Raw genomic sequence first — 12629 nt, forward strand, 5'->3', positions numbered from 1 at the left:
ATGAAGTTAGGAGGTTTAGCTTAGGGAGTTGGACTGACTGCTAGCGCAGCCAGCGAATAACTATTACCTATTGACAGGAGTTGGGCTCATATGTGTTAGCTGCTTCTGAATTAATCAATTCAGTTCTCATTTTTTTCCATGCGTATGAGCGAGTTATTAATTGACTTATAACTAATACTGAGCCAAACCAGCGGAAGAAATACAACAATTAATAGAAATAGGAATGTTTCTGTGTACCTGTAAGCAAGGCCGCTACCAGCGGATATTAAAGCGCAGATTACAAAAATGCTTGTTTGCTCTTGAGATCGCAGAATCGCTTTACATACTCTTGATGAGCATAGGAGTAAAAGTAAAGGGACTACCGCAAAAACTTTTGGATTACTGTAATCCGCAAATGTAAAAAATCCAGGAAGCATGACCATGATCCCAGAGCCACAAACTGTTCTTGTATGACGATGCTTGTCTACGTTTTCCAAATTTATTCCTTTATATTTTAAGGAAGCTAAGAGCTTACTCGTCCCCAAACCGTCATGCTAATCCACACCACTTTAGGGTATTTGTTCATTTTATTGCTCACTACTTTAAACCACAACCAACAGAGAAATAAAGCAAAAACCGTGTTGTCGTTTTTCGCTCATATATTAAAAACACCAAATCGGTGTGCAGGTGATTTTGGTGTATTTCACGCAGCCAAACACAAAAAAGCCAGCTTTCGCTGGCTTCTTAAACACATAGCAACTGTTACTTTTTCTGTCTGGCAGCTAGCTTTTCAAGCTGCTCGTCAGTGGCAGGAAGCTGGTGCTTTTCTTTCCATTCTGAATACGGCATTTTGTATACCACTTCGCGTGCCGCCTCGTAGTCAATATCAGCACCCTGCTCGCTTGCAGCCGCCGAATACCATTTTGCTAAGCAGTTACGGCAGAAGTCGGCCAAAATCATCAGGTCAATGTTCTGAACGTCTTTGTTCGCGTCCAAGTGCTCTACTAAGCGGCGAAATACCGCGGCTTCTACTTCAGTTTGCGTTTGCTTATCCATTATCAATTACCTTTAAAAAAGCGCGTTCGTTATGGCTTAAATGTGTGGGTAAACGGGTAAAACCCAACCCGTTATTATTTCTTTAAACCCAAAAACGAAAAAAGGGAGCCAAGCTCCCTTTTTACTTATATGTGACTAACTAGGTTTAAAACCTAATTGCCATTATTCTGCGTCGTCAGACTTAGGCGCAGGCTTTTCTAGAAGCTCTTTAATGCTTAAACGTACACGGTTTTGGCGATCGATTTCCATAACCTTAACGTCAACCATTTGGCCTTCTTCTAGGTAGTCAGTTACTTTGTTCACACGCTCGTGAGCGATTTGTGAAATGTGAACAAGACCTTCTTTACCTGGAAGTACTTCTACAAACGCACCGAAGTCTACAATACGTGTAATCTTACCGTTATAAGTCTTACCCACTTCAATTTCAGCCGTTACTTGCTCAATCTTGCTAATAGCGATGTCTGCTTTCGCACGCTCTGTCGCAAAGATTTTGATAGTACCGTCGTCTTCAATCTCAATGTTAGTGTCAGACTCTTCAGTAATTTGACGGATCATTGCGCCGCCTTTACCGATAACGTCACGGATCTTGTCTTGGTCAATCTTCATTGTGTAGATGCGTGGAGCAAATTCACTTAGCTCTTCACGGTGACCGCCAATCGCTTCGTCCATGGTCTTAAGAATGTGCAAACGTGCTTCTTTTGCTTGTTTAAGCGCAATTTGCATGATTTCTTTAGTGATACCTTCAATCTTGATGTCCATTTGAAGTGCAGTAATACCTTCGGTAGTACCTGCTACTTTAAAGTCCATGTCGCCAAGGTGATCTTCGTCGCCAAGGATGTCTGAAAGTACAACAAAATTGTCGTCGCTCTTAACAAGACCCATTGCGATACCCGCAACAGACGCTTTAATTGGTACACCTGCATCCATAAGCGCTAGTGAAGTACCACAAACAGAGGCCATTGAAGATGAACCGTTTGATTCTGTGATTTCAGAAACCACACGAACTACATACGGGAATTCTTCTTCACTTGGCATTACTGCTTGAATACCACGCTTCGCTAGACGACCGTGACCAATTTCACGACGCTTAGGCGAACCAATCATACCGGTTTCACCAACACAGTATGGAGGGAAGTTGTAGTGAAGCATGAAGCGGCTGTCGCGCTTGCCTTGAAGCTCGTCAATCATTTGTGCGTCACGCTCTGTACCAAGCGTAGCAGCTACTAGCGCCTGCGTTTCACCACGTGTGAATAGTGCAGAACCGTGAGTACGAGGAAGAATACCTGTCGCCACGTCTAGTGCACGGATCATCGCTGGGTCACGGCCGTCAATACGTGGCGCGCCAGATAGAATGCGTGAACGTACAACGTCAGACTCAAGTTCGTGAAGAAGGTCTAGTACTTCTTTCTTGTCTTGTTCTTCGTCTTCAGCAAGAATAGCTTCAAGTGCTTTTTCAGTTGCTGCAGTTACCGCGTCTTTACGCTCTAACTTGTCAGAAATCTGGTAAGCCGCAGTCATTTCTGCTTCAGCTAGTGCTTTAACTTTATCTTTAAGTGCAGTGTTTTCTGCTTCTGGTGCCCAGTCCCACTTCTCAGTGCCAACTTCGGCCGCAAATTCGTTAACCGCGTTAACTACTGTTTGCATTTGCTCGTGACCGAACATAACCGCACCTAGCATAGTATCTTCAGAAAGCACGCTAGCTTCTGATTCAACCATAAGTACTGCGCCTTCTGTACCCGCAACAACAAGGTCAAGTTCGCTTTCAGCTTGCTCTTCGTTGCGTGTATTTAGAATGTATTCGCCGTTGCTGTAACCAACACGTGCCGCACCAATTGGGCCGTTAAATGGAATACCAGAGATAGCAAGGGCTGCAGAAGTACCAATCATAGAGATGATGTCTGTAGGGATATCTGGGTTAGCAGACATTACAGTAACAACAACCTGTACTTCGTTTTTGAAACCTTCTGGGAATAATGGGCGGATTGGACGGTCGATAAGACGTGCAATCAAGGTTTCGCCTTCAGATGGACGACCTTCACGCTTGAAGAAACCACCTGGGATTTTACCCGCAGCGTACGCTTTCTCTTGGTAGTTAACAGTTAATGGGAAGAAGTCTTGATCTGCTTTGGCTTCTTTTTTACCAACTACTGTTACCAGTACAGACGTGTCGTCCATGCTCGCAAGAACCGCAGCTGTTGCCTGACGAGCAATTACACCCGTCTCTAGAGTTACAGTATGCTGTCCATACTGAAATGATTTAGTAATAGGAGTCACTATTTGTCCTTTAATTTCAATCTTTATTTATCGCTTTTAAACGCGGCGCATAGTATAGCCATGAAGTGGAATTAATACCATGGTCAAATGCAGCCCCGCGAAGAATTTGTCGTGTTATTGGGTGTTTTATCGTAATGCTCTATCGCACCATGACTATATGAAATATCTGTGAAATTTCAATTATTGACTATATTTTCATCATACTGACACAAAAAAGCGTATGCTAGAACAAAAAGGAAACAAGTCGTCTTCACTTTTCATAAGTAAACAAAAGCGAAAACAATTCAAAAAGAACGTCTAAAAATAAGTGTGCTAAGGGGGTTACCATGTTGGTACTTCGATTAAATAAAGCAGGCATGCCACAAGAGTGGATAGATGTTGAACAAGCTGCAAAGCTCTATAGCCAAGATAAGGTATTATTTGAGCTTGGCAGTGATGCTATTACCTTAAAAGGTGGCTGGAATCATCAGGGCCTTCAAAGCCAACTTACACTGTCGAGCATAATCGCGTGTGATGGCAAGGTAACTGACCTTTCTGGCAAAGTGGCACTTACTAATCGATATTTGTTTCGAAGAGACAGCTACCTTTGTTTGTACTGTGCCCATCAATTCACGCCAAAACAATTAACTCGCGACCACATTATTCCCCGCTCTCGAGGTGGCAAAGATACGTGGACGAATGTAGCAACGGCTTGTCAGCGCTGTAATCACGCCAAAGGCGCGAAAACCCCAGAAGAAGCAAACATGCCTTTGCTTGCCGTACCATTTAGACCCAACGTTTATGAACGCTTTTACCTTATGAACAGGCGAATACTGGCTGATCAAATGGCATTTTTGCAAAGTCACTTTACCAGCAACCGTAGCTGGGCCTGTAATATTTAAAGGGCACTATTGCTGGTTGTAACACTTTGTGGGAGTTGTGCTGCTGATTGATCACCCTGTTGCAATTCAATCTGCTTTTGCTCTTCTTTCATGGCTTTAAACCATAAACTTAGCCAATCGGAACACATTTTGTGCTCTAACTCGTGAGCCTCAGCAGTTGGGCAAAACAGACTAACTTTAACTACCACTTTGGCAAGTTCGTTGGTCTTTATTTCAACTTCAGGATCAATTCGAATAAACTCTTGTTCTAAGTGGCGTTCTATCAAGCCTTTATAGCGTTCTGCCACATCACGAAAATACTCACAATGGGCTTGTGCTCTTGCATGGAAGGCAGGTAACAAGCTATATGCATTAACGGTTGGCTCGTTCACAATTTCAAACGAATGTAATCGGTAGCGACGCATAAAATTTAAGTTTCTTACGGTCTGGGTCACCAATTGGCTATTTGGCACATAAACGTGCTTACCCGTGTAATTGAATGTCTCTGCATCAACTTCTAGCAACGCGGTTTTTGCCCAGTCCATTTCAACCACTTCACCAATTACGTTGTTCATTTGGATCCAATCACCTACCCTGAAAGGCCTTGCCCCCAAATAGTAAATGAACCCCATAAAGCACTGAATAAATTCTCTGGTAGCCAGTACAATTGCTACCATGAACGCCGCAATAGAGATAGCTAAGGTTTGAATTTCTGACGACCACACCATCATCAACAAAATAATAATGAATGCGTTGCCGAGCTGTTCGAGGATGTTTATTTGATTGCGGCGGTCTTCACCGCGACGAGAACTTCGCCGTTTGATAAGGCGCAAAATGCCTTTCTTGATGTAGTGCAGAATGACCAACAGCACCAAAGATGTGAGCAGCTTATACTCATTGGCAAATGCAATGAGTTGTTGCCACAACTGTGCTGGGTCTATCACTATCTCCATGTTGGCTCCATCCTGTTGCAAAGTGCAGTTATTGTTAGTGATGCGTAACAATAAACTTATGATAAAACATAAAAAAGCGCCGACTACTGTCAGCGCTTTGCATTATGAAGCATGAAGACTTGAGGCACAATCCCGACCAGTTAGACCGGGTAAATACTGTGCAGTCTCATTTATAAGCCAATCACGTTATTCGCGAATTTGACCTTCGCCATTTACTAAATATTTCTCAGATGTCAGCGACTCGAGTCCCATTGGGCCATACGCGTGTAGCTTGGTTGTGGCAATACCAATTTCCGCACCGAGTCCAAGTTGGCTACCGTCAGAAAAACGCGATGACGCGTTAACCATAACCACACTTGCGTCAACAGCACGCTGAAACAACTTGCCTTTTTCTGCGTCTTCGGTACAGATAACTTCGGTATGGTTACTACCAAATTGCGCAATATGATCGATTGCGGCATTGAAGTCATCAACAACGCGAATGGCAATTTCAAGCCCTAGATACTCTTCACCGTAAGCGTCTTCCGCGATGATGTCTGCATCAGTGAAATAGGCACTGCCTTTTTCATTTACATGTACCTTAACGCCCTTCTCTTTAAACGCTTCAGCTACTTTAGGAAGGAAATCACCTGCAACAGCAGAATGAACCAATAACCCTTCAAGGGCGTTACATACACCTGTGCGTTGCGTTTTACCGTTAAGTAATAAACCCATTGCCTTATCAAGGTCAGCGTCTTGGTCTACATACAAGTGACACACACCTTTAAAGTGCTGGATAACCGGCACTTTCGCGTTATCGGTAACGTAGTTGATTAACCCTTCGCCACCGCGCGGAATAATTACGTCAATGTAATCGCGTTGCTCCATAAGCTCTTGCATAAGTGAGCGATCTGGATTTGGCACTACAGTGACCAATGCTTTTGGTAAATTGTGCTTTTCAAGCACATCCTGCATAAGCTCAGCAATCGCTAAACTTGTGTCTAACGCTTCTTTACCACCGCGTAAAATAACCGCATTACCAGACTTGAAACACAGCGCGCCAGCGTCTGCGGTAACATTAGGTCGTGCTTCATAAATCATACACACAACCCCTAATGGAATACGCATCTTCTTAATTTCTATCCCATTAGGGCGAGTGCCGATAACACGCTCTTTACCAACCGGATCGTCAAGTTCAACAATAACTTCGATACCTTCGGCCATAGATTCAATGCGCTCGTCGTTCAAAATTAAGCGGTCTACCATGGCAGCATCAAGGTTGTTTTCTTTTGCTCGTGCTACTTCTTTCTCATTAACCGCAATAATTTTGTCTTTGTTTGCGCGAATAGCTGCCGCCATGTCAGTTAACACCGCGTTTTTTTGGCTTTCACTTAAAATAGCCAATGTACGTGCAGCTTGTTTTGCCTGTTGTGCTAACTCTGTAATAATACTCATTCTTTCTCCAGATTTGCTATGTGCTGATCAGAAATAATCGGTCCTGTTTTCTCTTCGAATTCGTTGGCGAACTCTTCATTTTCCTGATTAGCAATAAAATTCAATAAACAGCTACTGTAATTCGATTTAGCTTTCACTAACTTGGTTCCATCTTCTTTACGAACCAAAATGGTATCGCCTACCGAAAACTCACCTTTTACGTCAACTATCTCGCTACTGGTAAGTTGGTCTGCATTGCTGTCGAGTGAGGCATCGAAGTCACCTTCTACAATTACCTCGCCCTGCGCGTTCGACGTATGTCGCATCCAATGCACATTTTCTTGCATCGGTTTCGCGTGAGGCTTGAAGTGCGTGCCTGGGTTTTCACCATTTAGCAGCATATTAAACGACAGCTCAGTAAAGCCGTTAATAATATATGTGTCTATACCATGCGAAACAGCTTTCTCAGCCGCTTCTATTTTAGTGCGCATACCACCAGTACCCACACCACCTTTCACTGCACCACCTGCCATGGCATATATAGACTCATCAATGTGATCTACTGTTTTCAGCAAGGTCGCATCATCATGTTCATGCGGATTCTTGTCGTACAGTCCATCGATGTCTGAACAGATAATCAGTGCGTCTGCTTCTGAGGCCGATGCCACCATTGCAGACAAGTTATCGTTGTCTCCAACCTTTAATTTATCGGTTGTTACCGTATCGTTCTCATTAACGATAGGTAGGATATTGTTATCCAACAGACTGAAAATTGTTTCGCGAATACTTACGTAACGCTCACGATCACGCAAGTCCGCGTGTGTAAGTAGCATCTGTGCCGAAGGAAAATCAAACAGTCTATCCCACGTCGCTATCATCTCAGTCTGACCTGCGGCGGCCATTGCTTTTTTAACCGCTATGTCTGATTTTTCTTGCTCGGGAAACAGGTGTGCGCCTGCAGCTACCGAACCAGACGAAACTAACACCACTTGGGTACCATTCGCTCTGCAACGTACGATAAATTGAGCAATACTCAATAGATAATGACTACTGCACCCTTGTTGATTGGGCGATATTAGTGCACTACCTACCTTTATCACTACACGTTTCCAATTAGGGTTACTCATAATAAACTTTTAAACCTTAAGATTGTTGATTCGCTAATTCTTTACTGGCTTGCATAAATGTTTGTTGAACACTTAATGAAGGGCTTTCATCTAATCGACTTACCCCATAAAGCAACAATGTGCTTACTGCAAAACCAGGAATAATTTCATATACCACGCTGCTCAACGTTTCACCGCCATCAAGCACCGGAGCGTAAATCCAAAATAAAACGGTGATTGCACCGCCCATCATCCCTGCAAGTGCCGCTTTTGCGGTAAGATCCTTCTTGTATAAACAAAAGAGTACTAACGGCCCGAATGCTGCGCCAAATCCAGCCCACGCATTACTGACCAGTGACAAAATCGTGTTAGAGGCATCCAACGCCAGTAGCAGAGCCACAATTGCAACGCCTGCTACGCCGTAACGACCGATGGTCACTGTTTGCTTTTCGCTTACTTCTTTTTTCGTCACTACACGATAAATGTCTTCCGTAAGTGAACTCGCACTCACTAACAATTGTGACGAAATCGTACTCATTATGGCTGCCAAAATGGCTGCCATTAGAAAACCGCTAATGAGTGGGTGAAACAATAGTTGTGAAAAAACGATAAATATTGTTTCTGGATCATCCACTGCCAAATTAAATTGATTAGCGTATGCAATACCAACAAAGCCTGTCGCTAACGCGCCGATAATCGTCACAGTCATCCACGACATACCAATATTTCGGGCCGTACTGACAGCATTTACTGAACGTATTGCCATAAATCGAACAATAATGTGCGGCTGACCAAAATACCCAAGGCCCCACCCCAAACTCGACAGTAAACCGACAGCCGTTAGTGTTTCTAACGATTCTGAAAAACTCGGCACTGATTTATACGCTGCCGACGTCATTTGGGTCACACTATCGAACTCACTGAAGGCAACGATAGGAACCAGAACAAGCGCAATAAACATAATGCAGCCTTGTACAAAGTCAGTGAGACTTACTGCTAAAAAGCCACCTAACAAGGTATAAGAAACAACTACACCGAGTGTGATGAAAAGCCCCAACTGGTAATCAACTGAAAATGCGCTTTCAAACAACTTCCCGCCTGCTACCAGCCCTGCAGATGTATACAGCGTGAAAAACATAACGATGATGGCAGCTGACACTATGCGTAAACTAGCATTTGGCGTATTGAATCGTTTTGCAAAAAATTCAGGTACCGTAAGTGCGTCATCTGCGATTTCAGTGTAAACACGCAGTTTTGGCGCTACTAATAAGTAATTGGCAAGGGCACCAGCCACTAAGCCTATCGCAATGTATACCGCATCAAATCCCGATACGAACATTGCACCTGGTAGCCCCATCAACATCCAACCAGACATATCTGACGCGCCAGCTGATAGCGCGGTGACGTGCGGACTTACTTGTCGGCCGCCCAAAATGTAACCTGAAATATCACTTGTGGACTGGCGGTAGGCGAAAAGACCTATCCCAAGCATCGCTATAAAATAAACCGATAGCGACAAGTAACTTTCTAATGGCATAACGTAGAACTAATCCTCTTTTGCTCATAGTAGTAACGATTACTGTTCTCGACATTCAAGCGTTCTTAAATGTACACACGACTGATCTCACGAATCCGTCATGCAAGCTGCTTATCTCTTCAAAGAACTTCATATAATAAGCACTATTTAAGTAGAGCAATAATCATTTGAGCTCTAACAATATAAAGGTTTTATAATTTATTTCAAGTTCAATTATTGTTCAACCAGGTCTTAAACCGCTTTAATACGAATTATTACCCATTTTTGTTTCACACGAAGAAACGGCCTTTAAATTAAAATATTTCATATTAATATCAATAACAAAGGCACAAACAAAAGATTCGTGAAACACAATTAAAACGGTACAAAGAACTACATTTTATGCAAAGTAAGTGCTTTTGAAGTCATTTTGAAAAAGAAAGCATTATATAACTCATTGAGGCGAAATAATATCCATAAGAACCTTTTCAACAGGTGAAAGAGCCTCAAGGTTGTATTCGGCATCAAGAGAAAAAGTATCGATTTGAGAAAGCGTATATTGAAGCCGTTGGGGGTCGCCATCCAAACATAATAGCTTCGGGTGAATGTAATACTGGCGACAGACGCTGGGCGTGTTTCCTATTTCAGCAGCAACGCGTTTACTCAATGTGCTCTGCCATTTCTTATTTGTTGACTCTTGTATTTCGCGGTACGTATCACCTACGCACATTAACGCAAATCGACTTGCTGCCCATGTTCGAAAATCTTTGCAACTAAAGTCTTCACTCATGTTGTCGTGAATAAACGCGTTAACATCTTCACTGGTTATATCGTGCCATCGTGATGACTCATCTTTGTATCGAAATAGGCTGTAGCCTTGTTGCTGCGCACTTTCGCATATAAGCTTGGCAAGTTCGGGGTCGTCAATACTTAGGTTGCGCGTTTTACCATGCTTACCAATGTAAGAAAGCGCCACCCCATCTTCACAAAAGTTCTGAAGATGTTTACGGCGCAGGGTTGTCAGTCCAAACGTATTATTCTGCTTGCTGTACTGTACGTTACCTACACGTGCACCTGTGTAGTCGAGTAACAGACAAACCAGCGCGCAAGCCCTCTCGTAGTTCCATGCCTCTTTTTCAACCAGCTCCAAGCAGCGCTGCCGAAACTGAGGAAGCTGTTTTCCAAATTCCAACAAGCGAGAAAACTTTACCGCCTGCTGATGTTCATGCCAGCGTTGATGGTAGATGTATTGTTTTCGTCCCTTCTCATCTATTCCAATTGCTTGAATACTCGCTTTACTATCTTTACTAATTTTCGTGTCACGCCAGTTTGGCGGCACGGCCAAACCTTTAATGCGATTAAGCACACGTTTACTATTTACTTTTCTGCCACTCGCATAGCGGTAATAAAAGCGTTTTTTACCACACTTTATTCTGCTTATTGACAGGTGCCTGTCGTCGTTGTAGTGATAACACAACCCCACTCTCTCCACTGCAACACTCCATTATCGCGTTTTCATTCGTTATTGATTACAGACAACACCTCAACAATGATCACCATTACTGATACAAAGCAGGGTCTGTAAGGCTTTCGCAAGGTATGCGTAAATTACACACACCATGTAAGTCCGGGGGTAGCTGCTATTACTAAGGTCGTTTTAAATATTGCCTCTTTTTTAATAATAGCTCGTGGTTGAAAGAAGATTAAACAGGTGTAATGACCGCCACTACTCTATAAAATTCAATAACATAAGAATGAAATAACGAGCTTGGGATACGCCATACTTCCAAATTATGTAGTGCCCAAATGGGGTCGGAACATAACTTGAATACACCTTTACTATAGATTAGAGAAATGCATTTCTCGTTGAGTCAAACATGGATATTTAGGGTGCTAAGATGTCTACTACATTTTCAAATCACAAAAATTTGCGAGGGGCGGTTATTTCAAGTAACAAGCTACAAGTGGCTGCTATTTTCGAGTCAAAACAACGTGCTCAACAAATGGTTGAGATTGTTCGCGATAATACTGAGGTTGAGCCGTCGCAAATCGAATTGATTGATGCGGGTGATCCTTACTTTAGCGAAAAACTTGAAAAAAGCAGCAATAAAATTGGGCGCAGTTTGTGGTCTTCACATTTGTTGCTTGGTTGCGTTGGTTTAATTGTTGGAATGGTTGCCGCATTCTTACTTACGCAGTTCGGCCCAGCGCTTACGCAACAAAATGCTCTTTTCACTTACATCGCGCTCATCAGTCCAGGAATATTTGTAGGGCTATTTGTTGCAGGGTTGTTGGGGTTGCGCCCTGATAGAGACCATCTCATTCAGTCAGTCAAACATGCGATACGCTACGGCAAAGTCGCCATGGTAATAAATATGCGCAAATCACAATCATCTGATGAAGTAATCACTTTGTTAGATAGGCATGCCGGTAATGTTGTTGAGTCGGTTAGATAAAAGTAATCTACCGTGCACTTTTCAGCATCACTAGTGTCGGCATTAATGATTATAAAGCTTGGTTCTGGTACGACATCATAAAAGGAATGTAAACAAAACGGCAATAATTGCGTATTATGCTTATTTGCCGTTTTATTTTCTGGCCGTTTCTATTGGCCCTTTTTTTGAAGTTGGTTGGGCACATCATGGACCTTATATTTTTCGACTTAGACGGAACATTACTCAATAAGTCTTCGCAAATTTCGTCATACACAAAAGACACCCTTGGGCTACTTGCCGAAAATGATATTGCATATACCGTTGCAACAGGTAGAACCATGCACTCTGCTCAGCATGTTATTCAAGATACGCCGTTTGTATTGCCTCACATCTATAATAATGGTGTTGCCATTTGGGACCCAACTGGCAAGGCACTTACTCTCGAAAATTTGCTGGCTCCGAACGAAGTAAATACTATTTTATCCTGTGCAAAGGAAAACAATATTACGCCTTTTATCAACACCGTTGATTTGGCGAGTGATAATCACGAACACGTTATTTACCATTCTGCACCAATGCATCGCGTCGAGCGTGAACTCATCGACAAGTATTTTTCGCGTACTAAGGCAGTGCTGGAAAGTGCAGAACGCCTCCCCCTTCATGCTCACATTACCAACATAAGCATGATTGGAGACGCCAAAGTGATTTACGAGATGTATCAGCAGCTAAACGCTACAGAGGGCCTTATCGCTTATTCAGGACCAGCAATAGAAGGCGAAGAGTATCGCTGGATGGACGTGCACCATACGTTAGCGAATAAAGGCAGCGCGGTTGAAATTCTAAAATCTCAATTGGGTGCTACTAATATTATATGCTTCGGTGATAGCGACAATGATATCAGCATGTTTCAGTTTGCTGATGAAGCTTATGCGCCATCTAACGCGAAGCAAATGATTAAAGAAGCCGCAACATCAGTAATCGGTCATCATGATGAAGATGGCATTGCACGTTTCCTTAGAGAGCGCTTTTCACTGTAA

The 12629-nt window shown here is 42.9% G+C and carries 10 protein-coding genes; 3 read left to right on the plus strand and 7 right to left on the minus strand.

Features of this window, described 5'->3' with window-relative positions:
• Positions 1-741: 741 nt before the first annotated feature.
• Together LHL20_RS13800 and pnp are read right to left on the minus strand one after the other, a co-directional pair.
• Complete coding sequence (locus LHL20_RS13800; protein WP_061485818.1) at positions 742-1035, minus strand: DUF1244 domain-containing protein; 294 nt, start codon at positions 1033-1035, stop codon at positions 742-744.
• Positions 1036-1197: 162 nt separating this feature from the next.
• Complete coding sequence (pnp, locus tag LHL20_RS13805; protein ID WP_159625706.1) at positions 1198-3309, minus strand: polyribonucleotide nucleotidyltransferase; 2112 nt, start codon at positions 3307-3309, stop codon at positions 1198-1200.
• Positions 3310-3635: 326 nt separating this feature from the next.
• On the opposite strand from pnp, the gene LHL20_RS13810 reads away from it, so the two are divergent.
• Entirely contained in the window at positions 3636-4190 is a 555-nt protein-coding gene (locus tag LHL20_RS13810) for an HNH endonuclease (RefSeq protein WP_226433708.1), read from the plus strand.
• Here LHL20_RS13810 and LHL20_RS13815 read toward each other — a convergent pair.
• From LHL20_RS13815 to LHL20_RS13835, 5 genes are all read right to left on the minus strand, one after another.
• Positions 4187-5122 carry a mechanosensitive ion channel family protein gene (locus LHL20_RS13815; protein WP_226433709.1) on the minus strand — a complete coding sequence of 312 codons (936 nt, stop codon included), beginning with the start codon at positions 5120-5122 and terminating at the stop codon, positions 4187-4189. The genes LHL20_RS13810 and LHL20_RS13815 overlap by 4 nt on opposite strands.
• Before the next feature lie 186 nt (positions 5123-5308).
• Positions 5309-6556, minus strand: a complete 1248-nt coding sequence (locus tag LHL20_RS13820) for a glutamate-5-semialdehyde dehydrogenase (RefSeq protein WP_226433710.1) — start codon at positions 6554-6556, stop codon at positions 5309-5311.
• Positions 6553-7662, minus strand: coding sequence for a glutamate 5-kinase (gene proB, locus LHL20_RS13825; RefSeq protein ID WP_226433711.1), 1110 nt, complete (start codon positions 7660-7662; stop codon positions 6553-6555). The genes LHL20_RS13820 and proB overlap by 4 nt, the downstream gene beginning before the upstream one ends.
• A 16-nt stretch (positions 7663-7678) precedes the next feature.
• Complete coding sequence (putP, locus tag LHL20_RS13830) at positions 7679-9178, minus strand: sodium/proline symporter PutP (RefSeq protein WP_226433712.1); 1500 nt, start codon at positions 9176-9178, stop codon at positions 7679-7681.
• Positions 9179-9611: 433 nt separating this feature from the next.
• Positions 9612-10649 (minus strand): DNA topoisomerase IB, encoded by a 1038-nt coding sequence (locus tag LHL20_RS13835; RefSeq protein ID WP_226433713.1) that lies wholly within the window; start codon positions 10647-10649, stop codon positions 9612-9614.
• Positions 10650-11055: 406 nt separating this feature from the next.
• On the opposite strand from LHL20_RS13835, the gene LHL20_RS13840 reads away from it, so the two are divergent.
• Positions 11056-11613, plus strand: coding sequence for a hypothetical protein (locus LHL20_RS13840; RefSeq protein WP_226433714.1), 558 nt, complete (start codon positions 11056-11058; stop codon positions 11611-11613).
• Positions 11614-11798: 185 nt separating this feature from the next.
• A complete protein-coding gene (locus LHL20_RS13845; protein WP_226433715.1) occupies positions 11799-12629 on the plus strand; it encodes an HAD family hydrolase in 831 nt (276 codons plus the stop codon).

Origin of the sequence: Alteromonas sp. McT4-15, from assembly GCF_020515205.1 — a bacterium.
Classification (GTDB): domain Bacteria; phylum Pseudomonadota; class Gammaproteobacteria; order Enterobacterales; family Alteromonadaceae; genus Alteromonas.

Excerpts from the sequence above, each read along its gene's own strand:
- LHL20_RS13800 (WP_061485818.1), bottom strand. The coding sequence starts at position 1,035 with ATGGATAAGCAAACGCAAACTGAAGTAGAAGCCGCGGTATTTCGCCGC.
- LHL20_RS13810 (WP_226433708.1), top strand. The coding sequence starts at position 3,636 with ATGTTGGTACTTCGATTAAATAAAGCAGGCATGCCACAAGAGTGGATA.
- LHL20_RS13815 (WP_226433709.1), bottom strand. The coding sequence starts at position 5,122 with ATGGAGATAGTGATAGACCCAGCACAGTTGTGGCAACAACTCATTGCA.
- LHL20_RS13820 (WP_226433710.1), bottom strand. The coding sequence starts at position 6,556 with ATGAGTATTATTACAGAGTTAGCACAACAGGCAAAACAAGCTGCACGT.
- proB (WP_226433711.1), bottom strand. The coding sequence starts at position 7,662 with ATGAGTAACCCTAATTGGAAACGTGTAGTGATAAAGGTAGGTAGTGCA.
- putP (WP_226433712.1), bottom strand. The coding sequence starts at position 9,178 with ATGCCATTAGAAAGTTACTTGTCGCTATCGGTTTATTTTATAGCGATG.
- LHL20_RS13840 (WP_226433714.1), top strand. The coding sequence starts at position 11,056 with ATGTCTACTACATTTTCAAATCACAAAAATTTGCGAGGGGCGGTTATT.
- LHL20_RS13845 (WP_226433715.1), top strand. The coding sequence starts at position 11,799 with ATGGACCTTATATTTTTCGACTTAGACGGAACATTACTCAATAAGTCT.